Below are 24,970 nucleotides of genomic sequence, written 5' to 3'. Positions count from 1 at the left end.
GGAATCCACAAATTCTCAGAAAGCTTTTAATTATTTTTTAATGTCAACTTTTCCCAAAAGGCTATATAATCATATTTTCGTTGGTCGGCAAGGGTCTAATCAGGTTTTCTCGATGCCGGTGGCGGGGAAGACTAGGGTAGAAAATTTATTATTTTTTATCTTGGAAGCACTGAAACTTAAAATCTTTCTATACTTCATCTAGCGATCAATAAAAGCTGATTAGCATATATAGTGATTCTCTACAGGCTAATCAATTCTCGGATTGTTTTTTCTTGATCGTGCCTAAGCTTATCGCAGCTGCAAAGGAGTTTTTTTCATGACAAAAGTAAGAGTCGCCATCAACGGATTCGGTCGTATCGGTCGCCTCGTTTTTAGGGCGGGTATCCAAAATCCTGATTTCGAGTTTGTTGGTATAAATGATCTGGTTCCCTCCGATAATATTGCCTATCTGCTCAAATACGACTCCACCCACGGACGTTTTCAGGGTACGGTAGAAGCGAAAGAAGATGGCATCGTCGTGGATGGTAAGTTTATCCCCTGTTACTCGATTAAAGACCCTGCTCAACTGCCCTGGGGTGCAACCGGGGCCGATTATGTGGTCGAGTCCACCGGTTTATTTACCACCGCCGAAGGAGCAGGAAAACACCTAGAAGCAGGGGCCAAACGGGTGGTTATCTCCGCACCCACCAAAGATCCCGACAAGATTCGTACCATTGTACTAGGCGTTAACGATAATGAGTACGATCCCGCTAAAGATCTGATCGTCTCTAACGCTAGTTGTACCACCAATTGTTTAGCCCCGATCACCAAAGTTATTAACGATAACTTCGGACTAGCGGAAGGATTAATGACCACGGTACACTCGATGACCGCCACTCAACCCACCGTCGATGGTCCATCGAAAAAAGATTGGCGCGGTGGTCGCGGTGCTGGTCAAAATATTATCCCCTCCTCCACGGGAGCAGCCAAAGCAGTAACCCTAGTTATTCCTTCCCTAAAAGGCAAATTAACCGGTATGGCCTTCCGTGTACCAACTCCCAACGTTTCGGCGGTGGATTTAACCTTTAAAACCGAAAAAGCCACCAGTTACGAGGAAATCTGCGCCGCTATGAAAGCCGCCAGCGAAGGACCGATGAAAGGTATCCTCGGTTATACCGATGAGGAAGTGGTATCGAGTGACTTTATCACTGACCCCCGTTCCAGTATCTTTGATGCTAAAGCAGGCATTCAACTTAATGCCAATTTCTTTAAGGTCGTCTCTTGGTACGATAACGAGTGGGGTTACTCCTGCCGGATGTTAGACCTGATGAAAATGATGGCAGCTAAGGAAGCAACCCTAGTAACAGCTTAAATCAGTTATCAGTTATCAGTAAACAGTAACCAGTGATCAGTAAACAGTAAACAGTAAACAGTGAAAAGACAGCACTGTTCATGCCGTTATCACTTAAGTAGGTGGGTGGAATTAAATATAAAATAAACGTAGGTTGGGTTGAAGCATGAAACCCAACGCCCGCATGGGTTACGCTACCGCTAACCCATCCTACAAATAATTGTGCCTACCTACTTAATCCTCAAATCTGATAACTGCCTTTATCACTTAATCCTCAAATCTGATAACTGATAACTGATAACTGATCACTGATAAGATGAATCCAAAATTTAAAGATATTACCGCTTGGGAACAGGCACAATTATTAATGCAGCCGGCATTTATTCGGGTGCTGGATAATCTGCGTAAACAGTTAGAAAATTCCCTCTGGAAAGGAACTTATACAGAAATTCAAGATCCCTATCCCAGTTATCTGCTCTGTTTGACTTATCTCGATCGCTCCGTTACTGTAAATATTTGGGAACTTTGTTTTCAAGTCTGTTTTCTCGATTATCCCACCGATGAAGGAGAGAGCGTCACCATCGATACCAGTCTCCTCGATCCCACCGGTGAACTAGATTGGCAGAGTTTGGAAACGAAAACCGAGCGCATTATTAACCGATTATTCGCTAATTTACCCCAATGAAAGCAGATTTAGAAACGATCAAGGCAGAGTATGCCGCTAATTTTCTCAAAGATTACCACAATGATCCCCAAAGTTTAGCATCCCAAACAATTTTAATCGATCGCTCCGATTGGGGTTTATTAGAATTAAAAGGCCAGGACCGACTGCGTTTTCTCCACAATCAAACCAGTAACGCGATCGATCGCCTGAAACCGGGTCAGGGTTGTGAGACAATTTTCCTTAACTCTACCGGTCGTACCCTCGATTTTGTCACAGTTTACGCCGGCGATGATTCCCTCCTCATCCTCGTTTCTCCCCAACGTCGTCAATTTTTACTGGAATTGATCGATCGCTATATTTTCCCCTTCGATAAAGTGGAAATTAGCGACTTAACCGATAATTTTGGCATTTTCAGCCTAATCGGTACTGAAAGCGGGCAATACCTGCAAAAAATCGCCATTCCAGAGCATATTTTAACGGGGGTGCAGCATAGTCATTATCTCCTTTCTGACCCCCCCCTGAGAGTAGCCGTCGGCACCGGCTTAGACCTACCCGGATATACTTTAATCGTTGCCGCCGCCGAAGCCGGTCCCCTCTGGGAAAATTTAATTAAAAATGGCGTTACTCCCGCAGATGAGCAGGTGTGGGAATACCTGAGAATCCATCAGGGCCGACCGGCAGTCGATCGAGAATTAACCGAAGATTATAACCCTTTAGAGGCCGGTTTATGGCGAGCGATTGTCTTTGATAAGGGTTGTTATATTGGTCAAGAAACTATCGCCCGTCTTAACACCTATAAAGGCGTAAAACAAAGACTTTGGGGCATAAAACTCAGCCAACCCGTCCCCAGCAATACCCCGATTATTTTAGAAGCGCAAAAAGTCGGTTTACTCACCAGTGTGCTGGAGGATTTTGGCTTGGGTTATGTGAAAACAAAAGCGGGAGGAGAGGGTTTAAAAGTACAAATCGGCGAGGCAACAGGAGAATTAATCCCCTTACCCTTCCTCTCTCACGAATACCCCTTTCAGTGAACAGTAATCAGTAAACAGTGATCAGTAATCAGAACGTAGGTTGGGTTGAAGTATGAAACCCAACGCCCGCCTGGGTTAGTGATAACTCACATCTGATATAGTCATTTCAGATAATTCTGATCCACTCTAGACCGATGAAAACCTTATGAACTCTGGCATTTATATTCTCAATCTTAATTGAAATGACTATAACTAATAACTAATAACTAATAACTAATAACTGATAACTGATAACTGATAACTGATAACTGATAACTGATAACTGATAACTGATAACTGATAACTGATAACTGATAACTGATAACTGATAACTGATAACTGAAAAACCCCTCTAACCCCAGCGACTAGCGATAGGCATTCGCCAACCAGTGCCAAAAGCGCGATCGCTAATTTTTAGGACCGGGGGAGCTTGTTTGCGCTTAAATTCGGCATTTTTAACTAATTTAATCACTTTCTGCACAATTTCAGGCTCAAAACCGGCGGCGATAATTTGTTCGGCGGATTGATGGCGATCGATTAATAGTGCTAAAATAGCATCTAAAATCTCGTAGGGAGGTAAAGAATCTTGATCCTTCTGATTGGGTTTTAATTCAGCACTAGGAGCTTTATTAATCACATTGAGGGGAATAATTTCCCCGTGCCGATTTAACCAGCGACAGAGGGAATAAACGCGGGTTTTCGGCACATCGGCAATCACTGCTAAACCACCATTCATATCACCGTAAAGGGTGCAATATCCCACCGCCATTTCTGATTTATTGCCAGTGGATAATAGTAAATGACCGAATTTATTAGAGAGAGCCATCAATAAATTACCGCGAATGCGTGACTGAAGATTTTCTTCAGCAATACCGAAATCAGTCCCCGCGAAAAGACCATCTAAAAGTTGATCATAAGCGGTCATAATTTCTTGAATTGCTAACTTCTCACTTTTGATACCTAAATTATTAACTAAAGCCACTGCATCGCTAATGGAATGGTCGGAACTATAGGGAGAAGGCATCATCACAGCGAGAACATTTTCTTTACCTAATGCGTCGCTGGCAATAGCGGCAACTAAACTGGAATCAATGCCACCACTCAAGCCGAAAATTACCCGTTTAAAACCGCATTTCTGCACATAATCTCGCACTCCTAAGACTAAAGCTCGATAAATTTCCTCATCTTCATCGACGGGTAAAGGATGAATAACTGCGGGTAACAAATCCTGATTAAACTCGATCAACTCTAGGCTAGAAGTAAATGCTTGGGCGCGATAAATCACTTCTCCTTGTCGGTTAAAAGCAACGCTATCACCATCAAAAATTAAATCATCATTACCTCCCACTTGATTGACATAAACTATAGGTAAATTATATCTAGTGGCACTATGGGATAATAAAGATTCTCGCAATTTTTGCTTACCGACACTGTAGGGAGAAGCGGAAAGATTAACGATTAAATCCACTCCTAAATTAGCTAAATCGGCGATGGGATTAACTGCGTATTGACGTTGACCCCAAAATTGTTCATCATTCCAAACATCTTCACAGATAGTTACACCGATTTTTACATTATTTTCTGTTAGTTGAAAATATTGACTTTCTTTCCCAGAAGCAAAGTAACGATCCTCATCAAAAACATCGTAGGTAGGCAATAAACGTTTAGTAAAAATTTGTTTAATCTCTTGACTTTTTAACAAAGCTATGCTATTAAATAACGGCTTTTCTCCTCTGACCGTTGCCGAGGGATTTTTTTCGACAAAACCGACTAAGACGGCTAATTTTTCTGGTAATTGTTGGGACAATAATTGCAATTGTTGAGACATTTTCTCCACAAAACCCAGATTTAATAATAAGTCTCTGGGAGGATAACCACAGAGGGATAATTCCGGAGTTAAAAGTAATTCTGCTCCCTGATTAAATGCCGTTTGAGCGGCCTCTAAAATTCTTTGGGCATTTCCTTCGATATCTCCAACAATGGGATTTAATTGAGCGATAGCAATTCTCATATTTTTTCCTATTTAAACAAAAACTAACGGTTGCTCTTTAAAGGGACCAAAAGCTTTTTCATCAAAGCGATATAAACTAGCAGGACGACCGGCACCACGAGAGACTTTTAAACCCATATCCTTGAGAAATCCTAATTTCAATAGCCGATTTCTGAAGTTAGAATAATCACTAAAATTTTTACCTAAAATTGTCTCATAAAATTGATAAAGATCATTTAAAGTAAATAATTCTGGTAAAACCTCAAAAGCGACGGGACTATACTCTACTTTATTGCGTAATCTTTGCCAGCCATATTCCAAAATTTGACCGTGATTAAAGGCTAAATCTGGCACTTTATCAATCATATACCAAGTGATATTATAATCCCGTTCAGTGATTAACTTTGCTTCTTCAAACCGCACTAAAGCGAAGTAACTCACCGATAGATAACGTTTCCCAAAACTCGCGGATGCTGCCGGGGAATCTACCTCTGGACTGCCAAAAGTATATAACTGTTCTAGATAGAGATTATTGACGCTAATTTTCTCGGCTAAAATTCGATAGGCTGCCGTTTCCAGTGATTCCCCATTTCTAACTAAAGTTCCGGGTAAACTCCAGTAATTACTAAAGGGTTCTTCCCGTCGTTTAATCAGAAGCACCAGCAGCCGATTTAATTGGGTATCAACGGAAAAGATCACGTTATCAACTCCCACTTTAAAATCAGCTAGAGATTTATTAGCTAGGGTATTTTGCGGTTTCATGCGTAAAGTTTTTGACCTTCGATATAATCTTTAATCGGTGCAGGAACAGCCTGTTTATCGCCTTTTTCTCGATAATCTGTTGAGGATACAGCCGGAGCAAATACATCGGCAATCAGACAATCACCCCCTAATGTTTGCAGTTGTTCAATATCATCTTGATTAATAGGATAACCGGGACGAGGAATCACGAGAATTTTGACTTTTTCTAGTAATTCTTGGCTGCGATACCAGTGCCTAATTTGTCCAGCTAAATCGGAACCAATGACTAGGGTATATTCCTCCTGTTCTCCCCAAATTGTTTGCGCTTTTTCCACACTAATTAAGCTACGTCGATCGCTTAATTCTCGTCGCAGTTGTATATTATCCCTTGGGGGTTGAATATCCCGGATGAGCAAATTTAACATCCTCAGACGATGTTCGAGACTGGTTTGATGATTTTTAAAGGGATTATCGGCAGCCCAAACTGCAACAATATCGTACTGTTCCGATAACCATTTTAGTATGGCTTGATGACCGGCAGTAGGAGGATCGGCACTGGTTCCAAAAAGGGCAATTTTAAGCATAGGATTCAATTGCTTGCTCACTGAGGGATTGGTTTAAGTCTGCTCAAGCTTGGCAAAGATTAACTTCTCCCCATTATAGTTGATTTTACCAAAATAGGGCAAGAGGATCAGTGATCAGTAATCAGTGATCAGTAATCAGTGATCAGTGAAGTTTTGCGACGAGTGGGCTGCTATTAACTTAACAGAAAATTCCCTAACACTTGGCCGTTCTGAATAGGGGAGATTGCGTCTAATTGCAAAAATATACTTATTCTTGAATAAGAGCATAATCATAATGCTCCAAAATTTCACCTAAACAGGATGAATTATCATCGTATAAATTACCTAAGTTGTCTTCTTGCAAATGGTTTCTAACCCGATCAAAAAGCCCAACGGAATAGACACTATCATCATGACGAGAACGGTATCTAATCCCATCTACTGCTTGGGGATGTTCCCAAATTGCCTGCCCCCAAGTCCGACAATATTCATAATCACCGGAAGAAATGCGGGCATCTATTCCTATGCGAACAAGGGCCGGCCCCGTTAAGTCGGCCAACACTAAAGTGCGATCACTTCTAATTCTAAAAAGATTTCTATGCCGCGCTATGACTCCCGTAGCACTTAGCGGCCAAAACCACTGGCTCGATTTCTCCCTTTTGGAGTTTTTCTAGCGGGGTTGCTCCCTCTAAACGAATATCACCCGTAAGCAGAAAGAGCATTTGTGTCCAAGCACCATCTTCTTTTAGGACGGCTAACACTTGGTCTAAACCTGACAAAACTTTGCCATCAATAAATTGCCAAGCAGGATAAACTAATTCCTCGTTGACAGATAAACCTAAGACCTGATGATTGAGCCTCATAGTTTCTAATTCCAAAGAACTACAGGCTAAAACACTACAAACCTCAGCGCTGGTTAAGGTTCCGCCTTGCTTAGATAGGAACCGCTTCTTCGCTTCTTCGCCTCGTTTAATGGCAGCTGCCAACGCAGGGGCCAAAGCTAAAGGAGATTGTGTTTTTTGTATAGATTCTAACATTTTTAAGCTAATAAGAAATAATAATTTTGGCAAGACCTTAATCAGACGATCCTTTCCTTATATCGCCAATTCTCGGCAAGGAATTCTATGCTCCAGAATCATCGCAGCCATCTCATAGGTAAAAATATCTAAGTATCCCCCTTCAGGAGCGTTAAAACAAAACTCTTCGCCCACCTCAACGACTCGCTCCCGCCATTGTCCCATAAAGTCAATTTTGAGAATAGCCGTTTTTTCTGTGCGGTTTACATATACACAGTTGATAATTGCTTGATTAACAGTTGCCTTCGACATAACACTTCCCTCCATTTCAGCAATATGGATTTGTTTTTGCCTAGTAGTGTTTTGCTCCTCGTGTCAGGAATCCCTAACATTATTAGCTTGACTCAATCTGCCCTCATGGGCCACTATGGGGGGATGATAATGATGAGTAAAGAGCCAGCACCCGCAAGGGTACTGGCCTTCTCCTAGCTTCGCATCATCGGGATTAACCTTCTCAATTAGCCCACCAGGAGACTTAAAAACCTTATTAGTGGACTAAGAAGCCAGGAGGTCAATCAATGAAGAACTTACTCTCTATCATTCTCCTAAGCTCCCTTGCTTACGGCGTAGCTGTCGGGAAGATTCATCCCTATGACTACGTTTTTATCTACACCATCAACGAACTAGCAAAACGTCAGGGTGGAGATAATCAAGACGGGAAGCGATAGGTAGAGCCAAGAACGTTTACCTAATTCAAGCTGGGCAGTGCGCCAACACTCGATCCAGCTTTTTTGTACTGTTTTTTACTATCGCTCTATTTTCTTCAATGGTACCCACAATAGTAATCACTTACTGTAAGGATATCAACCAATAAATATTGCCCATTTAAACCAACAAATATTGCCCATTTAAACCAACAATTGTTGCTATCATTAAACAATAATTGTTGGTACTCCATTTCAAAATATGCTAACTAGCTCGAAAATACAGCCATGAAGACGCTCTCGTCAATGCCCCAAAACCTATCCGAAATGCCCCAAAACCTATCCGATGCCGAAAGGCAGGCAAGAAACTGTAATACAGCCATGAAGACGCTCTCGTCAATGCCCCCATCACTGTGTGATGCCCAAAAGCAGGCAAGAAACTGTGGTTTGGATATACCCAAACTAGAAGCTTTATTGGCAGAAATCGAACCCCTATCTGAAAAATACGAAATTCTTTTCTATCTGGCGGCTACAGGACTTTATTCCGCCGATGATTTGGCTGAAATGTTCAATCATAGCAGCGGCAAAAATCTAAACGCAGATTTCAACAAAAATCTAGGATCCCATCTTAAACTTTATCTTGATTTAGATGACAGTGATCGTCTGGGAATTACTTCCCTAAGAAGGATTCTCTTTAAAAAGGGCTATCTTCTTGACATTAATGACGATGAATTAGTGAGAGTTTTGCCAACACGCTACGCTGAAAATTCTCAAACAGAGCAGTCTTTTACTGTCAGACAAAATTAGTGCGGATGAGAAGACCACCAATCAAGGAGATTGATTTAAAAATGGAAAACACAGAGTTATTGTGCGAGATACCAACATCGGTCACTAATGGTTTGTTAGCTCAACTAGAAAAGGAACAGGATAGCGATATCCGTGCTGAAATCATAAGAAAATTAGGAGAATATCCTGAGCCTCAAGTGATTAAAAAACTTTGGGATTTGAGAAATAATCTCGAAAGTGAATCTGATGATTTTGTGCAGTACGAAATCAAGCTTAGTTTGCGTAAAGTGACTAATCATCCTAGTATAAATATTGATTTTTTTCTGGGTAACTTAGAAGTATTCCAATTAAAAGACAACAATTCTCAAGCTCCAAAAGTCTTAATTGACGCTGCTCTGATTGAAGAGTTTTTATTACGAAATCAGACGACTCTTAACATTGAAGCTACTAGGGTTATGGGACTTGTTTTAGAGGGAAAAATTAATCCTTACATTGAGGAACTGGGATTAATACAAATTTGGCATAATATCAAAAATCTGAAATCTCAAGAATATGCCAATCGTTTGATCATTGAACTTATGAGTAAGATTAACGTCGGTCAAGTTAACTTGAAAGAAATTGACCTAGAAAAATATCCCAACGTTAACTTAAAAACGGCAATTCAAGTTGAGATTGCCAGAAAGTATAGCCTAGCAGGTATTATCACCATCAGAGATCGAGAATTCATTGCCAGTGGGTATCCTTTTGTGGGTTCTCCTTCCCTATTCTTACAGTCTTTAGGGAAAGATACCTCGCCGGCATCTATCAAAAGAACTCTCAAAAATCTCGATAAAGCGGCAATGGAACATGAAAAAGTAAAACTCAATCAGCTTTTAGAAAACGAGCCTCAACAAAACTTATTCTTTGAAGATAATCTTTTCCTTTTTCAAGGCTGGAAAATTGAGAACTTTGAAATTCTTTGTGCTAATAACAATTTAACTGCTGCGACAGTTATCCTATGTAATACAAAAACTCAAAAACGTTACACTGAATCGGCCTTTAAAAAAGGTTCAGTAGATGCACTTTTTACTGCTTTTAATGAGGCTCTAGCTCATTTAGTTGAGGTTAAACATACCCTTAAATCTATCTATGTGGCTAACTTGACACCGGGTCAACAAGGAGCCAGAACTGTCAAGGTGGTGGTTGAGTATGATGGGAAAGAAGTGATTACCATCCACACCCATGAAAATATTCTCAAGGCTTATTTTTTCGCCTACGTCAAAGCGATGATTGCCGTTTATGCACCCGATGAATATCACCCCGATATTCATAGCACACAAGAATTGACATATTTGCACAAAATTGGCGAACGAGATTTTCGGGGACTGAATTTCAGCCAAGTCAATTTAATGGATGGTGAGGCCAATCTTTCCGATGCAAAATTGATGGGATGTAACTTCAGTCAGGCTAATCTTTCGGGGGTTAATTTAACTAATGCTGATTTAACAGGAGCCGATTTAAGTCATGCCAATTTGAGCAAAGCTAATTTAACGGGAGCTAACTTGACCGATGTTAAATTAGATGAAAATAATCTAACCCTCCTTGATTGCACAATTTTGACTAACACAATTATGCCTGAAATTAACATTGAAATTAGCGGCGAATCCCGTTTAGAAAAGGTTGGTCAACTACTCAAACACATTGATCCTCAAAGTCAATCTCGAATCTTGGCTGTTCACTCCATGACAGATTCCATCTGGTGGGATAATCCCCTTGGTCAAAAATTCTGGGAAGTTAACGAAGAACTAATCAAAAGGGAGATTTCTATTCAACGAGTCTTTATTCTTCCTGAAGTTCCGACTCCAAAGCATTTACAGGTGATTCAGGAACAACTTAACTCTGGCATAGAAGTTGCTTGGATTTGTCAGGAAAAAGCCAAAGATGTTGAAGAAGGCTATTGTTGGGATGATACCAACCTATTGATTAGCGAAAACTTATCTGTTCCAAGAAATTCTTTTACAGCGAGAAGAACTATGAATGGTCAAACAGAATCAGGTTATATTTCCTATCAAACAAGAGTTGTCGAGACAGATAAAAGTATCTTCAAGGATCTATGGGAAAAATCCGAAAAACTCTCTACTCAAGCTAATATTCAGGAACAATTAGCAAACCTAAGCACCTGACCCCGAATTTTATTGTTTTATTAACTGATGCTCACAATGCGATCGCTTTTTCTATTTTGTTTTCATAAAAAGCGATCGCTAAAAAGTGAGTTCTCGGTCGTTTGTCACACAATCCTGAAGATATAAATCAATTAGTTCCTGATAAGAAATTCCTTTTTCTTTTGCTTTTTTTTCAAAGAAATCAATGACATCAATCCTTAAAGGTAAAGTGACCTGCCGCTTGAGTTGTTGAGCAAAAGGATTAGGACGACTTTTCATATTAGCGAGATCATACTCTGATTTCATAAACAATAACCTCGATGAGGACAGTATAGTATTTTGTTTAAATTTAACGACTCAATTATAGTACATACAATCAAATTAACGATAGTTTGCTCTTAAAAAGTTTTTCTCTCTCACCTCAGAAAAACTGCGATCGCCGTTCTAATTCTATTTTGATAAAAAGCGATCGCTTCCCCACAATCCCTAAAAAATAACCATAAAATTAATTAATAGAATATCGGAGAAAGACAAAGATGATTATCGCTCAAGAAAAACCAACTATTGCGACAGTCACCAAAACCCCTGTCACTTTGGAAGCATATCGGGCGATCGCTGAAACTTCTCAGGAACGTTATGAATATTGCCATGGAGAAATGATTCTTATGCCTGGAGGAACCGCAACCCACAGCGCGATCGCGATCAATATCTCGGTTTTTTTGGGATTTTTATTGAGAGATAGGGATTTTCGTCTGTATAACAGCGATCTGCGGCTGTGGATTCCTGAATATAATTGTGGAACCTATACCGATCTCATGATCGTTAACCATGAACCGGAATTTAACGGCGATCGCAAAGACGAAATTCTTAATCCTTTATTTATTGTAGAGGTGCTTTCCCCCGCCACGGAAGCCTATGATCGAGGTGATAAATTTAGAAAATATCGTTCCCTGCCAAGTTTTTGTGAATATCTGCTCGTTAGTCAAACTGAACCCTACATTGAGCAATATTTTAGACTCGCACAGAGCGATCGCTGGCAACTACAAACCTACGATCAACTTAGTCAAATAATCCCTCTGGAGAGTTTAAACGTTGAACTTCCCTTGCTAGAAATTTATCGTCGTGTTAGTTTTGCCGCAGCCTCATAAATCCCTTAATCCGATTAATAACCTTTCTATTTTGTTTACATAAAAAGCGATCGCTCCACAGTTTAAACTCAAAAAACCGCCATCGACAAAGAAGCGGTGATAAGTAGTTCATTAGAACTATTCAGGATAGTTAGGCAGAGAATGATATTGAAAAATGCCAAAGATACTGCCGACACTGCCAATACTAAGAATACTGCCAACACTGCCAATACTAAGAATACTGCCGACGCTGCCAATACTGAGCATACTGCCGATACTAACCAGACTTAAAATGCTGCTGGCACTAGCGAGACTTAAAATACTGCCGGCACTGCCTAAACTCAAGATACAGCGATAACTAGCTTTGCTCAGATAATTAAGACCAGAAATCATTTTAAATCGGGGAAAGATTGGGGAATAGTTAGGGAAGTATTTTGCCAAACCTGTTGTAAACGCATAGCCGGCATAGTTAGATAAAGAATATCACCTTGGTCGAGAGTAATTTCTAGTAATTGCCAACCGTGGATAGTTTGACCCTGTTTTTCTAGGTAAAGTGGCACAAAATCGGCATTCATCGCCGCTTCCTTGATAATTTGCCCCATAAAAGGATGATTAGGTGTGATTAATGTAGCCAAAGCAACCCAGAGGAGATCATCGGTCATGCCATTACCGAGAATTCTACCGCCCAAAGCGGCCGCGGCGAAGGAATAGGTAGCCAGATCCCGGGGACATAATACCGTATCAAAATCAAAAACCTCTTGAATCGATCGCCCGAATTGTTCCTGAGAGCAGCGTAAAACTAGATTAATTTTAGGAGCGATCGCTTTGGCAGTGAGGGCAATCTCCACATTAATCATATCCTCGTAAGTAACCACGATCAAAGATTCAGCGTTGTTAATATTAGCGGTTTCTAGGGTAGCCACTAGACGCGCATCCTCGATGATAACGGGGATTCCCCAGGAGCGCACGGAATGCAAAAATCGGTTATTGGGGTCCGATTCAATCACCACCACTTCACAGCCTTGCTCGTGTAATTGTCGCACGATCCGGGTGCCGATACCTCCTAAACCACAGATAATGTGATGATTGCGGACGGGAATGCGGGTAGCATCCCAAAACTGCTTAAAGCGACTACCGAGAATAAAATCGTTGAGGAGAGCATAACAGATACCGATAACCCCCGCACCGACAATCATCATGACCACGGTAAAAATTTTGATACTATCGGGGGTAGATTCGGCCACTTTTTCGTTACCTCCGGCACCAGTAATCATCCCGACGGAAAAATAGAGGGAATCGACGAGGGAAATTTTTTGATTAACGCTGAGATAGGTAATGGTAGCAAGGGAAATCATCCCCAAGAGGGAAAGGGTGACAAGAATTACTGGTTGGACATAGTGCTGATAGGGACGAAGATTGAGCAGATTTCTCAGCCACTTTTGCAGTTTAAAACGCTGTTTTGCCTTAATTGTCGGTTTATTGCCGATAATCAGATGATCGCCAGTTTGGAGTTTTTTGCCCGAAAGAACTGCTGAAACCAGATCAATTTCGTCGTGAGCGGGGAGATAATAGATTAACATCCGGGCCGGATCGTCCCAAAGCTCGTAGAGGGGTAATCCCCACCAAGGATGATTTTCCTCGATAATTATCTCTTGAATCGGCCAAAGGCGATCGAATAGCTGTAATTGACCGATAGCTTTATTACCAAGGGCAGCAAAGGAAAAGATCGGAGCCGCTAGGGAAGCAACGCTCATGCTAACGTGAGCAGGGAGGGTTTGATCGAGTCTTTCTCCTAAAGTTTCGTTAAATAGTCGGTTAACTATCCGAATTTTCGGGTTAATTATCCTTGCACGGGTGAGAATTTCCAGATTGAGTGCGTCGTTATCGATGGCCAAAACTAGGGTTTCTGCATCCGGGAGACCAGCTTGCAGGAGAGTTTTAGGAGAGCAGGGATCGCCGATAATAATATCAGACTGGTATTCACAGACCATTTGGCGATCGCTAATCGCTACTACTGCCGCAGATTGTTGTTTGAGTAAACAAAAGATTTTATAACCGGTGCGACCTAATCCACAGACGATGATTTGCGGTTTCATTCGTCGAGCGCGTTTTTTGCTGATTAACCTTTCAGTTCTAGCGCAAAAACTAGGAAAAATCTGTAACTAAAGCTGCAATGCTGCTAATTTTCCTAATCAGGCTTTTAAAATGATAAAATAACTATCATCATTGATTTAATCACCTAAGCCTTGACTCGCTTTCTTTGGGACAAATTTAGTAAAGATTACCTCGAAACTTTTCTTGCTTCTTGCGGTGACGTGAAAACTAGCCTTGATGTGACGGCAGAAACTCAAGAAATCGATGTGTATTTTCGACCGACTTCTCCCAAAATACCGCCCGAATTAGGCCTATTGGGCAAATTAGCTCAAACCCCTTGTCTATTGGAACCCTATCGCAATCCTGTCATGATTGAGGGAATTCTCGCTTGTTTATCTAAACTGTTTACTGTGCGGGAACAATTACAAAGAGAAGCTCACCGTCATCAACAACCCTTATTAGCAGAAAATATTCCTAGACTATGGATACTAACTCCTACGGCCAGTCAAAGAATTATAACTGCTTTTTCCGCTCTCAATCATCCAGATTGGGGAGAAGGAATTTATTTTTTAGCTCCAGCATTAAGTAGGTGGGTGGAATTAAATATAAAATGAACGTAGGTTGGGTTGAAGCATGAAACCCAACGCCCGCATGGGTTACGCTACCGCTAACCCATCCTACAAATAATTGTGCCTACCTACTTAAATACATCCCTTATTATCCTGCATCAATTACCCGAAACCCCTGAAACCCTTTGGTTAAGATTATTAGGTAGAGGAGGAACCAGAAGCAGAGCGATTGATGAATTAGAGGCCTTGTCTCCTAGTCATCCTTTTAAATCAGCTTCCTTAAAATTATTATACAATTTGAGTAGGAACTTGCAAGCCTTACCCAAAAGAACCCAGGAGGAAAGGAAATTTATTATGCGTTTAGCCCCTTTATACGAACAAGATAGAGAAAAAGCTATTCAACAAGGAGAAGCTATCGGACTTCAACAAGGAGAAGCCAATCTAGTGCTACGTCAACTAAAGCGACGTTTTGGTGAACTACCCCCGCATATTACTGAAACTATCCAAAAACTCTCAGTAGAAAAATTAGAAGACTTAGGAGAAGCCTTACTATACTTTGAGACTCAAGCTGACTTAATTAATTGGCTAAACCGCTCCACAGACTTTTAAAATGATAAAATAATCATCATTGATTTAATCACTTCAGCCTTGACTCGCTTTTTTTGGGATAAATTTAGTGAAAGACTACCTCGAAACCTTTCTCTCTTCTTCCGGTGACGTGAAAACTAGCCTTGATGTGACGGCAAAAACTCAAGAAATCGATGTGTATTTTCGACCGACTTCCCCAGAAATGCCGCCCGAATTAGGTTTATTGGGCAAATTAGCTCAAACCCCTTGTTTATTGGAACCCTATCGCAATCCGGTCACGATTGAGGGAATTCTCGCTTGTTTATCTAAACTGTTTACTGTGCGGGAACAATTACAAAGAGAAGCTCACCGCAATCAACAACCCTTATTAGCAGAAAATATCCCTAGACTATGGATACTAACTCCTACGGCCAGTCAAAGAATTATAACTGCTTTTTCCGCTCTCAATCATCCAGATTGGGGAGAAGGAATTTATTTTTTACCTCCAGCATTAACCACAGCCATTATTGTCCTGCATCAATTACCTGAAACCCCTGAAACCCTTTGGTTAAGATTATTAGGTAGAGGAGGAACCAGAAGCAGAGCGATTGATGAATTAGAGGCATTATCTTCTAATCATCCTTTCAAATCAGCTTCCTTGAAATTATTGTACAATTTGAGTAGAAACTTGCAAGCCTTACCAAAAAGAACCCAGGAGGAGAGGAAATTTATTATGCGTTTAGCCCCTTTATACGAACAAGATAGAGAAGCCGCGATTCAACAAGGAGAAACCAAGGTAGTGCTACGTCAACTAAAGCGACGTTTTGGTGAACTTCCCACGCATATCACCGAAACTATCCAAAAACTAACCGTAGAACAATTAGAAGACTTAGGAGAAGCATTACTAGACTTTAAGAGTCAAGCTGACTTAATCAATTGGCTTAATCAAGCCTAGAATATTCGGGAAATGTCATTTAAAACTCCTATATTTTTTTCTTAATTGTTCGGAAAATTGAGAGCTTTATTGAATAGGGCAAGGTCTTAGAAATTAATCACGCCATCTCCAAGAAAATCTGGATTTGCTGATTTGAATTCTGATCTTCTTGGGTGAGATTTTCACAACCTAGACCAAAACTAACTTTTGGATAGGACACACATTTGGGATTCATAGCTTGATTCAGCAACGCCGAATAATCTTATACTACTCCTAATCACTTCTTATCTCTTGACAATGACCTTAGAAACCGATCACGGTAAAAGCCATCCCGTCGGTGCGACTGTCTTGGCCGATGGTGTCAACTTCTCACTATTTTCTAAGTATGCCACTGCGATCGAATTATTATTATTTGATGATACTAATTCTCCCGTACCTAGCCGGACTATTCTCCTCACCCCGCAAACAAACCGCACCTTTTTCTATTGGCATATTTTCGTTCACGGGATTGGAGTCGGTCAAGTGTATGCTTATCGAGTCTATGGTCCGGATAATCCGGCCCAGGGTCATCGCTTCGATCCTGATAAAGTAGTTCTCGATCCCTATGCGAAAGCGATTGTCGGTGCGGAAATTTATGATCGACAAGCTGCCAGCGAAAAAGGCGATAATTGTCATCGAGCTTTGCGGGGTCTGGTAGTGGATCCGGGCCGCTACGATTGGGAAGATGACAAACCGCTACGCACTCCCTACTCTGCCAGTTTTATCTACGAAATGCACGTCGGTGGTTTTACTCGTAACCCGAATTCTGGCGTTAGCGAGGAAAAAAGAGGTACTTTTGCGGGATTAATCGAAAAAATACCCTATTTGAAAAACCTAGGCATTACTGCCGTGGAATTGTTACCGATTCATTACTTTGATCCCGCTGCCGCTATGCCGGGGTTAACTAACTATTGGGGTTATAGCACGATCGGCTTTTTTGCGCCCCATGCTGGTTACAGTAGCGATCGCTCACCCCTGGGTCCTTTGAATGAATTTCGCGATCTGGTGAAAGCGTTACACAAAGCGGGGATTGAAGTGATTCTCGATGTAGTTTTCAATCATACCGCCGAGGGGGACGAAATCGGGCCGACTCTTTCCTTGAAAGGTATCGATAATCGCACCTACTACATCCTCGATGCGGTCGATAAAAGCCTCTATAGCAACTATACCGGCTGTGGTAACACCCTCAAGGGCAGTCATCCCATTGTTGGCAAAATGATTCTCGATTGTTTGCGCTATTGGGTGTCGGAAATGCACGTCGATGGTTTTCGCTTTGACCTAGCGGCCGTATTATCGCGCAATGTGGACGGGGAACCGATCCTGCAAAAAGGTTATAACATGATCTGGGCGATCGAATCGGATCCAGTCTTAGCCGGGACAAAATTAATCGCCGAAGCTTGGGACGCGGCAGGATTGTATAGTGTCGGTCAATTTGTCGAATTTGCCGATTGGTTTTCCGAGTGGAATGGTCCTTTTCGCGATGATGTGCGCGCTTTTGTCCGGGGAGATACCGGCATAGTCACGAAATTAGCGGCGCGGATTTTAGGAAGCCCCGACATATACCACAGACCTGACAACGATGTCAATAGAAGTATAAATTTTGTTACCTGTCATGATGGCTTTACCCTTAACGATCTAGTGTCCTACGACCGGAAACACAACGAGGCTAACGGCGAGAAGAATCGGGACGGTTGCAACGATAATTTTAGCTGGAATTGTGGAATAGAAGGGGAAACCAATAATGAGGCGATTAAAACCCTGCGACTGCAACAAATAAAAAATCTCTTAACGATCCTGTTCATTTCCCAAGGAACACCTATGCTGTTGATGGGGGACGAAGTGCGACGCACCCAAAAGGGCAACAATAACGCCTATTGTCAGGATAACCAGTTAAGTTGGTTCGATTGGAGTGCGGTAGAGCAAGAGTTCGATCTTTGGTGTTTCGTAAGGAGACTGATCGATTTTAATAAAAAATTAGCTCTTTTCCGTCAGGAAAAATTGCTAGAAGTCACCTATACCAGTCTTGAACCCCATCTCAGTTGGCATGGCGTACAGTTGAGTAAACCCGATTGGTCGGAAGATTCCCGCAGTTTAGCTTTTTCCCTGCGTCATCCTAAGGCAAACGAGTATTTACACATTATGCTTAACGCTTACTGGGAATCTCTCAACTTCCAGTTACCCCCCCTATTCCCAGAGGAAAAATGGCATCGCGTCATCGATACTGCTGGGCAATTGTCCGAGGCAGCCTGTGATTTAGATGCCGCCGCTGCTATTGAATCGGAAACCTATCGGGTGCAAGCGCGTTCGGCGGTAGTTTTAATCGTTAAACCAGTATAACAAGGGGAGAGATATTACCCGATCGAGCGATCTTGAATGCTTTAACTAATGAACAATGGCATCAATTCAATCGTCAAGTGAAAAAACGTTATTTATTTGCGGAGCAATAGCTGAAATGATGCGGCTTTCATTAGCGAAACGGGTATCGATTCTCTCTTTGTGTTTAATTGGTTTTTCCCTGCCTTGGACCGCGTTCAGCGTTTCACCGGTACAGGCGAACCTAGAACCGACTGCGATCGCTATTGGTGATCCCGTCCGAGAAGAAAAGCAAGCTCGGCAGTTAGTAGAATGGTTGGGAACTAAACAATACGGTAAAGTTATTGCAGCTTTGTCACCCCAACTAAAACCCCTCTGGACTGCCGAAAAACTACAAAAGGTCTGGGAAAGCCAAGTAACTGACCATACTGGACCGTTTAAGCGCATTGTCAAAAGCAAGCTACTCGATGCTATCAATGCCAATCTGGTGATTGTCACCGTTGAATTTGAGAAAGTTACCGAAGATGTGACAGTTACCTTTAACCGGGCTGGTCAGATAGTTGCCGCCGATTTTCCCGAATTTCGCAGTATTTCTGAGATTGGCGATGCTTTTGTCAAGGCTTTGGCCAATAAAGACTACGGCCTGGCCAGAGGTTATCTACACCCTTTTCTCAAAGCTGAGGTTTTCCCCACCAGAGTGCAAGGCGCTTGGGAAAATTTACTTAAGCGTACCGGCCCCGTGCGTCGGGTTGTGGGAACTCAGGTCAGAAAAGGTTCGGATACGGACGGCGTGGATTTGGTGTTGGTGACGATTCAATTTGAAAAACTGACGGATACTTTAATCCTCGTTTTTGATGATCAAAAGCAGATTGTCAACGTGGATTTCCCTTTAGGCAATTAGTAATCGGCCGAAATTACCCCGTAAATTGAGTTGGAGACGATAAGTTATGTTAGATAAAATCGAAGTTCCCATCGAAGCGATCGCAGCTAGGGAGATTCTAGATTCCCGCGGCCGTCCCACGATCGAAGCGGAAGTGCTGTTAGAATCGGGGGCGATGGGTTTGGCCCAGGTCCCCAGTGGCGCTTCTACGGGCAGTTTTGAAGCCCACGAATTGCGCGATGATGATCCCCAGCGTTACGGTGGCAAGGGTGTCCTGAAAGCGGTTCGCAATGTCCACGAAAAAATTGTCCCGGTTTTGCAGGGGATGAATGCTTTCGACCAAGCTAGTGTCGATTTAGCTATGATTGATCGCGATGGCACGGCCAATAAACGAGAATTAGGGGCTAATGCTATCCTGGCCGTCTCTCTGGCTACGGCCAAAGCGGCGGCGGCGGATCTGGGCTTGCCTCTCTATCGTTATCTCGCAGGTCCGATGGCCAATGTGCTACCCGTCCCGATGATGAACGTGATTAATGGTGGTTCTCACGCCGATAATAACGTCGATTTTCAGGAGTTTATGATCTTCCCCATCGGGGCCGATTCTTTTAAGGAGGGTTTGCGTTGGGGGGCGGAAGTATTCGCCGCTTTGGGTAAGGCCTTGCACGAACGCAAATTACTGACCGGTGTGGGCGATGAGGGCGGTTATGCTCCTAATTTGGCTTCAAATCAGGAAGCTTTGGATATTTTGATTGAATCGATCGAACGTGCTGGTTATAAACCGGGGTCGCAGGTGGCTTTGGCTATGGATGTGGCCGCCAGTGAATTCTATAAGGATGGTCAATACATCTACGATGGTTCGGCCCATTCTCCCGCCGAAATGGTGGACTTTTTGGCCAGTTTAGTTGATCGCTATCCGATTATTTCTATTGAAGACGGTTTACACGAGGAGGATTGGGATAACTGGAAATTATTGACCGATAAACTGGGGGCGCGGATTCAGTTGGTGGGCGATGATTTGATGGTGACTAATCCCATCCGTCTGCAAAGAGCGATCGATCTGGGTATTGCTAACTCGATCCTGATTAAACTCAATCAGATCGGTTCTTTGACGGAAACCCTACAAACGATCGCCCTGGCTACCCGTCACGGTTATCGTTCTGTTATCAGTCATCGTTCCGGAGAAACGGAAGACACCACGATCGCCGATCTGGCGGTAGCTACTAATGCCGGACAGATTAAAACTGGTTCTCTCAGTCGCAGTGAACGAGTGGCTAAGTATAATCGCTTATTACGCATCGAAGAAGAATTGGGCGATCGGGCGGTGTACGCGCCGAAAGTCGGCCTCGGTCCAAAATTCTCGGCCTAAAATTTGAAAAAAGTTTGCAGTGATCGAAAAAGGGTGTTATACTAAAATCACTGATAACTGATAACTGGTCACTGACTATTGTGGTACTTCGCTGAAACCCTTTTCAGCGAAGTATTTATTTTTGGCCTTTTTTCTGCACGAAGGTATGATTTTTGGATCAAAGGTGTTATACTAAAATCACTGATAACTGATAACTGGTCACTGACTATTGTGGTACTTCGCTGAAACCCTTTTCAGCGAAGTGTTTATTTGGGAGGGTGTTGACCAGAGCAAGGACGATGGGCGCACCGATAAAAGCCACTAAACCCTTAACTGGGAATCCTGGGACGAGAATCGAGGCTAACCAGAAACAAAAGCCCTAGAATCGGTTTAACCAGTGCGTTGACTCAACCAATAACTGCCCCCGCAACCATGGCCACAATAATCGCCACTATTTTATACCAACTTCAAGGGGAGCAAGCTTAATATAGAATTAAGGTTCACTAAACTCTTTTTGAGGTATGGACAATGTTTCTCCGCTTAGTTTGTGCGTTTTTTTTGCCACCCCTAGCCGTATTTTTGACCAGAGGACTGAGTTTAGCCTTTGTTATTAACATTATCTTAACTTTAATCGGTTATGTCCCCGGCATTATCCACGCTTTCTGGATTCTCTCCAAAGAAGCCGAGAATTCCTAGTTAGCATCCCGGAAGATGCCAGTTTTTCCGGTCGCTGCATTGGACATCTCCAATAGTTAGAGTTTGCTGACAAAGTTTTTCCTGAAGTTAGGGGGTCAGGTGTGGGGTTTTAGCCATTTTCAGGGAAAAAGCACCTAAATTTTCCCCCTGATCACTCCAAAAGTCTAAAAGTCTTATCCAACAAAGTTTTTAGCTTTACTCAGCCAGCCCTATCTAGATACTGAAAGACCAATTGAGGATAAAATACCTAGTTTCAAAGGAGAGAGTTAAACGGCTCTCTCCTTAATTATTGCTATTCGTCGTCCTCGCTGGCGCCAACTTGCTTGAGATGAATATGTTTTCTCCCCAAAGTAATTTCAAATTCATCTCCCGGTTTAAGTCCCATTTTTTTGGTGTAGGCCGAACCGATCAGGAGATTATTATTTGATTGGACACTGATCCGGTAGCTGGCCGAGCGGCCACCCCGTCCCTGGCCATTGGCACTGCTATCTAAGTCAATTCCCTCGGCATCGATTAAAGCATTGAGAAACTTCATCATATTAACGCGTTCGATACCATTTTTTGTCATGGTATAGTAGCCGCATTCCCGGGCTTTTTCCTCTTTGCTGAGGTTGCCTAGCTGTTTAACTTTCTCAATTAGTTCGAGGCCAGTCAGGGGTTCTGGATTAGTAGTTTTGTTCATTTAAGTTCGCGGCAGATAAGTAAAGGTTAGGGTCATCAAGGCCAGTCGAGGAGAATTGCTTCCCCTGACCAGAAACAATCGGGTTACGATTGATCTCTACACTTATCTTACACGGTATAAACTAAAAATTATCACTTGCTTGGGGAAATTGATTGTAATCGATTACACTCTATCTCTCGATAAAAATCTTAACAGAATTGATCAATGTTGATCGAGATGCTGGGCTAGGGGAGGTTAGCCTTTCTGTCATCAATGAGAGCAGGAGGTAGGATAGAGATAAAGAGGGAAAAATGAGGGATAATGAAGCTAACAACTAGGGGTCACTATAGTGTTAAAGCCTTGCTGGATCTTAGTTTACAACCTAGGGGAACTCCCGTATCGGTAAAATCGATCGCTCTGCGTCAAGATATCCCGGCCGCTTATCTAGAGAAATTGCTGATAGAAATGCGACGAGCGGGGTTAGTTCGTTCCTTTCGGGGAGCGCAAGGGGGTTATCAGTTAGCCAGGCCGGCAAATCGGATCTCGTTGGGGCAAATTTTAGAGGCGGTGGGAGAGACGATCGAGCCATTATCAGGTTATCATCCCAGGGACGAACAGGCAGAAGATTGGGTGACATTTACTATCTGGAAACACCTCCACGAGAAATTAAAAGAGGCCCTGGGGAAGATTACCTTAGCCGATTTATACTACGATGCGCGTAGCTGGATCGCCGCTAGGGGAGAGGAAACCAGCTTTATCGTTTAGTAGTTTAGAAGTTATGACAGCAACAAAACAAGCAAAGATTTATGGGGGAGGTTGTCACTGTGGAGCGATCCGTTTTCAAGTGGCGATCAAGCATGATCAAGCTCTAGACTGTAATTGTTCGATTTGTCAGAAAAAAGGTTTTCTGCATCTGATTGTTCCTTCAGCACAATTTACCCTCCTAAGCGGTGAAGATTTTTTAAGTACCTACACATTTAATACCCACACAGCCCAACATTATTTTTGTCGTGTTTGTGGTATTCATCCTTTCTATCGTCCCCGCTCCCATCCTGACGCTATAGATATAAACCTGCGCTGTTTGGAGGGTAATGTCTTAGGGGATTTTCAGCTCCAGTTCTTTGATGGGGCTAACTGGGAAGACAATATCGAGAAAATTCGGGATATCGATGGGAAAAGGGAGTAATTGTGAAGGAAGCGGCAACGGCGATCATTTTAGTATTAGGGGCGGTTTTAGATTATCTGATCGGCGATCCCTGGGGATGGATTCATCCAGTGCAGGTGATGGGGGCGATTATTGCCGTGGCCACAAAAGTTATCCTTAATTGGACGCAGGAAAAAATTCGCCAACGTTTAGGGGGCATAATTCTGGGACTAGGTTTAATTATCTTGGCTGGGGTCTTAACTTGGCTAGGAATCCAATGGTTAGGTCAGGTCAATTTGCTGCTGAGTTGCCTAGTACAAGTGATTCTCTTGGCTAGTTGTTTAGCTGGTAGAAGTTTACGCCGGGCTGCTGAAACAGTCATCGCAGCTTTACAAGCGGAAAATATCACCTTAGCTCGTTGCCAACTAAGTTTATACGTTGGTCGCGACACAGATAATCTCGGCCAAGAAGAAATCCTTCGCGCCCTATTAGAAACTGTCAGTGAAAATGGTGTCGATGGAGTTACCGCGCCGCTTTTTTATGCCCTTCTCGGTGCTTTTCTGGGGGTGGGACCAGTGCCCCTCGCTTGCGCTTATAAAGCCGCTAGTACCCTCGATTCGATGATTGGCTATCGTCGGCCACCCTACACCCATATGGGCTGGTTTAGTGCCAAAAGCGAGGATGTTTTGACATGGCTACCCTGTCGTTTAACGGTCTTAACTCTCGCCCTAATTTCGGGCCAGCCGGGGCGGGTTTTAAGCATTTGTTGGCGCGATGCCCGTCGGGATCCTAGTCCTAATTCCGGTTGGAGTGAATGCGTCTATGGGGCAATTTTGGGGGTGCAATTGGGGGGGAAAAATCAATACCGAGGCCAGATTGTCGAAAAACCTTTATTGGGGGATAACCTCAACCCGATTACTGTCAAAACCGTCGAACAGGCTTTGCATTTAACTCGTACTTGTGTATTACTTTGGTTGGCGATCGCTGTTAGCTGCCTAATTGCTAGAGATTTTGCTCAATTTTAGCGACCACAGGCGACGGCGTTGACGGGATTGACGCTGCCAGTAACGGATAATTAGGGAGAAGGTCAAGAATAGGGATTGCAGTATCTGTATCTGTCCCCAGAGACGTTGATAGTTTTGTCGGAGATAATGGGTTTTTGCCCCAGCGATGATAATATATTCTGGAGCGGGGTAAAAAATATGGTGTAAACGTCGTTCCACCCGGTTTAAAATTTTGGTCACTCGCCCTAAAATCCGCCGCAATTGCCACAATTTCCAGACTAGAAAGCAATTAAACAAAGTTAAGCCTAGATTGAAGCCGAGGACAAAAAAGAACATGGTCGAGGCGATGGTCGAGTTATGCCAATTTTAACCCACATTCCCCACTTCAAAGTGTCGGGGAAAGAAATCCCATCAGCTGCCCGGGTATTTAGGGTTTGCTTAATAAATCTAAAAACCTTGTTGGATAAGCTGTTCGTAATTTAAATTGCTTGTTGAGATCACGCGGTCGGCAGGAGTCAGTATTCAGGAGATAGGAGACAGGTTTTGGAGGTTGGGGTTTTGGGGTTTTAGTTCAATTTCCCCACTTCCCCACCCCCCCAATTCATAATTCATAATTCATAATTCCCACTCCCCCTATACCCCACACCCCGGG

The 24,970-nt window shown here is 42.7% G+C and carries 25 protein-coding genes and 3 pseudogenes; 17 read left to right on the top strand and 11 right to left on the bottom strand.

Features of this window, described 5'->3' with window-relative positions; genetic code table 11:
• From MICAI_RS26975 to MICAI_RS08340, 4 genes are all read left to right on the top strand, one after another.
• The coding region (locus MICAI_RS26975; RefSeq protein ID WP_232306165.1) for a hypothetical protein at window positions 1-202 on the top strand (202 nt) is incomplete at its 5' end.
• Window positions 203-316: 114 nt separating this feature from the next.
• Window positions 317-1,351 carry a type I glyceraldehyde-3-phosphate dehydrogenase gene (gene gap, locus MICAI_RS08350; RefSeq protein WP_002739710.1) on the top strand — a complete coding sequence of 345 codons (1,035 nt, stop codon included), beginning with the start codon at window positions 317-319 and terminating at the stop codon, window positions 1,349-1,351.
• Window positions 1,352-1,646: 295 nt separating this feature from the next.
• Window positions 1,647-2,015: a hypothetical protein gene (locus MICAI_RS08345; RefSeq protein ID WP_008200332.1), complete on the top strand. Its 369-nt coding sequence runs from the start codon at window positions 1,647-1,649 to the stop codon at window positions 2,013-2,015.
• A complete protein-coding gene (locus tag MICAI_RS08340; RefSeq protein WP_008200329.1) occupies window positions 2,012-3,025 on the top strand; it encodes a CAF17-like 4Fe-4S cluster assembly/insertion protein YgfZ in 1,014 nt (337 codons plus the stop codon). The genes MICAI_RS08345 and MICAI_RS08340 overlap by 4 nt, the downstream gene beginning before the upstream one ends.
• Before the next feature lie 331 nt (window positions 3,026-3,356).
• Here MICAI_RS08340 and MICAI_RS08335 read toward each other — a convergent pair whose 3' ends face one another.
• From MICAI_RS08335 to MICAI_RS08310, 6 genes are all read right to left on the bottom strand, one after another.
• Complete coding sequence (locus MICAI_RS08335; protein ID WP_008200327.1) at window positions 3,357-5,015, bottom strand: NAD+ synthase; 1,659 nt, start codon at window positions 5,013-5,015, stop codon at window positions 3,357-3,359.
• Between the two features lie 12 nt (window positions 5,016-5,027).
• The gene (locus MICAI_RS08330; protein ID WP_008200325.1) at window positions 5,028-5,756 is read right to left on the bottom strand and encodes an NUDIX hydrolase; all 729 of its coding nucleotides are present in this window, start codon (window positions 5,754-5,756) and stop codon (window positions 5,028-5,030) included.
• Window positions 5,753-6,319, bottom strand: a complete 567-nt coding sequence (locus MICAI_RS08325) for a nicotinate-nucleotide adenylyltransferase (protein WP_002757316.1) — start codon at window positions 6,317-6,319, stop codon at window positions 5,753-5,755. The genes MICAI_RS08330 and MICAI_RS08325 overlap by 4 nt, the downstream gene beginning before the upstream one ends.
• A 247-nt stretch (window positions 6,320-6,566) precedes the next feature.
• Complete coding sequence (locus MICAI_RS08320) at window positions 6,567-6,857, bottom strand: RES family NAD+ phosphorylase (RefSeq protein ID WP_232306164.1); 291 nt, start codon at window positions 6,855-6,857, stop codon at window positions 6,567-6,569.
• Window positions 6,858-6,894: 37 nt separating this feature from the next.
• Window positions 6,895-7,335, bottom strand: coding sequence for a hypothetical protein (locus MICAI_RS08315; RefSeq protein WP_008200320.1), 441 nt, complete (start codon window positions 7,333-7,335; stop codon window positions 6,895-6,897).
• 57 nt (window positions 7,336-7,392) lie between these two features.
• Complete coding sequence (locus MICAI_RS08310) at window positions 7,393-7,626, bottom strand: DUF1830 domain-containing protein (protein WP_008200318.1); 234 nt, start codon at window positions 7,624-7,626, stop codon at window positions 7,393-7,395.
• A 698-nt stretch (window positions 7,627-8,324) separates the two neighbouring features.
• Here MICAI_RS08310 and MICAI_RS08305 point away from each other — a divergent pair.
• The gene (locus tag MICAI_RS08305) at window positions 8,325-8,825 is read left to right on the top strand and encodes a hypothetical protein (protein WP_008200315.1); all 501 of its coding nucleotides are present in this window, start codon (window positions 8,325-8,327) and stop codon (window positions 8,823-8,825) included.
• 41 nt (window positions 8,826-8,866) lie between these two features.
• Window positions 8,867-10,966 carry a pentapeptide repeat-containing protein gene (locus tag MICAI_RS08300; RefSeq protein ID WP_008200313.1) on the top strand — a complete coding sequence of 700 codons (2,100 nt, stop codon included), beginning with the start codon at window positions 8,867-8,869 and terminating at the stop codon, window positions 10,964-10,966.
• A gap of 78 nt (window positions 10,967-11,044) precedes the next feature.
• Here the strand turns inward: MICAI_RS08300 and MICAI_RS08295 are convergent, their stop codons facing one another.
• Window positions 11,045-11,251, bottom strand: a complete 207-nt coding sequence (locus MICAI_RS08295; RefSeq protein ID WP_002750139.1) for a hypothetical protein — start codon at window positions 11,249-11,251, stop codon at window positions 11,045-11,047.
• 230 nt (window positions 11,252-11,481) lie between these two features.
• On the opposite strand from MICAI_RS08295, the gene MICAI_RS08290 reads away from it, so the two are divergent.
• Window positions 11,482-12,093 carry a Uma2 family endonuclease gene (locus MICAI_RS08290; RefSeq protein ID WP_008200307.1) on the top strand — a complete coding sequence of 204 codons (612 nt, stop codon included), beginning with the start codon at window positions 11,482-11,484 and terminating at the stop codon, window positions 12,091-12,093.
• A gap of 117 nt (window positions 12,094-12,210) precedes the next feature.
• Here the strand turns inward: MICAI_RS08290 and MICAI_RS08285 are convergent, their stop codons facing one another.
• Both MICAI_RS08285 and MICAI_RS08280 read right to left on the bottom strand, forming a co-directional pair.
• Window positions 12,211-12,465, bottom strand: a complete 255-nt coding sequence (locus MICAI_RS08285; protein WP_002776534.1) for a hypothetical protein — start codon at window positions 12,463-12,465, stop codon at window positions 12,211-12,213.
• On the bottom strand, window positions 12,462-14,168 hold the full coding sequence (locus MICAI_RS08280) for a potassium channel family protein (protein WP_008200302.1): 1,707 nt from the start codon (window positions 14,166-14,168) through the stop codon (window positions 12,462-12,464). The genes MICAI_RS08285 and MICAI_RS08280 overlap by 4 nt, the downstream gene beginning before the upstream one ends.
• Window positions 14,169-14,318: 150 nt before the next feature.
• On the opposite strand from MICAI_RS08280, the pseudogene MICAI_RS23490 reads away from it, so the two are divergent.
• The 7 genes and pseudogenes from MICAI_RS23490 to MICAI_RS23475 all read left to right on the top strand — a co-directional run.
• Window positions 14,319-14,753 (top strand): annotated as a pseudogene (locus MICAI_RS23490) (hypothetical protein); the annotation flags it as partial.
• Between the two features lie 120 nt (window positions 14,754-14,873).
• Window positions 14,874-15,344, top strand: a pseudogene (locus tag MICAI_RS23485) (DUF4351 domain-containing protein); the annotation flags it as partial.
• Window positions 15,345-15,383: 39 nt separating this feature from the next.
• Window positions 15,384-16,257, top strand: a pseudogene (locus tag MICAI_RS08265) (DUF4351 domain-containing protein).
• A gap of 276 nt (window positions 16,258-16,533) precedes the next feature.
• Window positions 16,534-18,612, top strand: a complete 2,079-nt coding sequence (gene glgX / locus MICAI_RS08260; RefSeq protein ID WP_008200291.1) for a glycogen debranching protein GlgX — start codon at window positions 16,534-16,536, stop codon at window positions 18,610-18,612.
• Window positions 18,613-18,727: 115 nt separating this feature from the next.
• Window positions 18,728-19,489 carry a DUF3887 domain-containing protein gene (locus MICAI_RS08255; RefSeq protein WP_008200288.1) on the top strand — a complete coding sequence of 254 codons (762 nt, stop codon included), beginning with the start codon at window positions 18,728-18,730 and terminating at the stop codon, window positions 19,487-19,489.
• 46 nt (window positions 19,490-19,535) lie between these two features.
• Window positions 19,536-20,834 (top strand): phosphopyruvate hydratase, encoded by a 1,299-nt coding sequence (gene eno, locus MICAI_RS08250; protein WP_008200287.1) that lies wholly within the window; start codon window positions 19,536-19,538, stop codon window positions 20,832-20,834.
• A 507-nt stretch (window positions 20,835-21,341) separates the two neighbouring features.
• The gene (locus tag MICAI_RS23475; RefSeq protein WP_008200286.1) at window positions 21,342-21,509 is read left to right on the top strand and encodes a YqaE/Pmp3 family membrane protein; all 168 of its coding nucleotides are present in this window, start codon (window positions 21,342-21,344) and stop codon (window positions 21,507-21,509) included.
• A gap of 292 nt (window positions 21,510-21,801) precedes the next feature.
• Here MICAI_RS23475 and MICAI_RS08240 read toward each other — a convergent pair whose 3' ends face one another.
• Entirely contained in the window at window positions 21,802-22,191 is a 390-nt protein-coding gene (locus MICAI_RS08240; protein WP_008200283.1) for an AbrB family transcriptional regulator, read from the bottom strand.
• A gap of 300 nt (window positions 22,192-22,491) precedes the next feature.
• Here MICAI_RS08240 and MICAI_RS08235 point away from each other — a divergent pair, with 300 nt between their 5' ends.
• From MICAI_RS08235 to cbiB, 3 genes are read left to right on the top strand one after another with little or no spacing between them, the layout of a single operon-like run.
• Window positions 22,492-22,935, top strand: a complete 444-nt coding sequence (locus MICAI_RS08235; protein WP_002783777.1) for an Rrf2 family transcriptional regulator — start codon at window positions 22,492-22,494, stop codon at window positions 22,933-22,935.
• Window positions 22,883-23,356, top strand: a complete 474-nt coding sequence (locus tag MICAI_RS08230) for a GFA family protein (protein WP_081504661.1) — start codon at window positions 22,883-22,885, stop codon at window positions 23,354-23,356. The genes MICAI_RS08235 and MICAI_RS08230 overlap by 53 nt, the downstream gene beginning before the upstream one ends.
• A 2-nt stretch (window positions 23,357-23,358) precedes the next feature.
• Window positions 23,359-24,339: an adenosylcobinamide-phosphate synthase CbiB gene (gene cbiB, locus MICAI_RS08225; protein WP_008200278.1), complete on the top strand. Its 981-nt coding sequence runs from the start codon at window positions 23,359-23,361 to the stop codon at window positions 24,337-24,339.
• On the opposite strand, the gene MICAI_RS08220 is transcribed toward cbiB, so the two are convergent.
• Window positions 24,310-24,558: a hypothetical protein gene (locus MICAI_RS08220; protein ID WP_232306163.1), complete on the bottom strand. Its 249-nt coding sequence runs from the start codon at window positions 24,556-24,558 to the stop codon at window positions 24,310-24,312. The two genes, cbiB and MICAI_RS08220, sit on opposite strands and share 30 nt — an antisense overlap.
• Window positions 24,559-24,970 lie beyond the last annotated feature (412 nt).

The sequence above is a fragment of the Microcystis sp. T1-4 genome (assembly GCF_000297435.1).
In the GTDB taxonomy this organism is placed as follows: domain Bacteria; phylum Cyanobacteriota; class Cyanobacteriia; order Cyanobacteriales; family Microcystaceae; genus Microcystis.
Note: the sequence above shows the minus strand (reverse complement) of the source record. Positions and strands in the feature narration are given on the sequence as shown.

Bases quoted from the DNA above. Each gene is read 5' to 3' on its own strand.
- gap (WP_002739710.1), top strand. From the start codon at position 317: ATGACAAAAGTAAGAGTCGCCATCAACGGATTCGGTCGTATCGGTCGC.
- MICAI_RS08345 (WP_008200332.1), top strand. From the start codon at position 1,647: ATGAATCCAAAATTTAAAGATATTACCGCTTGGGAACAGGCACAATTA.
- MICAI_RS08340 (WP_008200329.1), top strand. From the start codon at position 2,012: ATGAAAGCAGATTTAGAAACGATCAAGGCAGAGTATGCCGCTAATTTT.
- MICAI_RS08335 (WP_008200327.1), bottom strand. From the start codon at position 5,015: ATGAGAATTGCTATCGCTCAATTAAATCCCATTGTTGGAGATATCGAA.
- MICAI_RS08330 (WP_008200325.1), bottom strand. From the start codon at position 5,756: ATGAAACCGCAAAATACCCTAGCTAATAAATCTCTAGCTGATTTTAAA.
- MICAI_RS08325 (WP_002757316.1), bottom strand. From the start codon at position 6,319: ATGCTTAAAATTGCCCTTTTTGGAACCAGTGCCGATCCTCCTACTGCC.
- MICAI_RS08315 (WP_008200320.1), bottom strand. From the start codon at position 7,335: ATGTTAGAATCTATACAAAAAACACAATCTCCTTTAGCTTTGGCCCCT.
- MICAI_RS08310 (WP_008200318.1), bottom strand. From the start codon at position 7,626: ATGTCGAAGGCAACTGTTAATCAAGCAATTATCAACTGTGTATATGTA.
- MICAI_RS08305 (WP_008200315.1), top strand. From the start codon at position 8,325: ATGCCCCAAAACCTATCCGAAATGCCCCAAAACCTATCCGATGCCGAA.
- MICAI_RS08300 (WP_008200313.1), top strand. From the start codon at position 8,867: ATGGAAAACACAGAGTTATTGTGCGAGATACCAACATCGGTCACTAAT.
- MICAI_RS08295 (WP_002750139.1), bottom strand. From the start codon at position 11,251: ATGAAATCAGAGTATGATCTCGCTAATATGAAAAGTCGTCCTAATCCT.
- MICAI_RS08290 (WP_008200307.1), top strand. From the start codon at position 11,482: ATGATTATCGCTCAAGAAAAACCAACTATTGCGACAGTCACCAAAACC.
- MICAI_RS08285 (WP_002776534.1), bottom strand. From the start codon at position 12,465: ATGATTTCTGGTCTTAATTATCTGAGCAAAGCTAGTTATCGCTGTATC.
- MICAI_RS08280 (WP_008200302.1), bottom strand. From the start codon at position 14,168: ATGAAACCGCAAATCATCGTCTGTGGATTAGGTCGCACCGGTTATAAA.
- glgX (WP_008200291.1), top strand. From the start codon at position 16,534: ATGACCTTAGAAACCGATCACGGTAAAAGCCATCCCGTCGGTGCGACT.
- MICAI_RS08255 (WP_008200288.1), top strand. From the start codon at position 18,728: ATGATGCGGCTTTCATTAGCGAAACGGGTATCGATTCTCTCTTTGTGT.
- eno (WP_008200287.1), top strand. From the start codon at position 19,536: ATGTTAGATAAAATCGAAGTTCCCATCGAAGCGATCGCAGCTAGGGAG.
- MICAI_RS23475 (WP_008200286.1), top strand. From the start codon at position 21,342: ATGTTTCTCCGCTTAGTTTGTGCGTTTTTTTTGCCACCCCTAGCCGTA.
- MICAI_RS08240 (WP_008200283.1), bottom strand. From the start codon at position 22,191: ATGAACAAAACTACTAATCCAGAACCCCTGACTGGCCTCGAACTAATT.
- MICAI_RS08235 (WP_002783777.1), top strand. From the start codon at position 22,492: ATGAAGCTAACAACTAGGGGTCACTATAGTGTTAAAGCCTTGCTGGAT.
- MICAI_RS08230 (WP_081504661.1), top strand. From the start codon at position 22,883: ATGCGCGTAGCTGGATCGCCGCTAGGGGAGAGGAAACCAGCTTTATCG.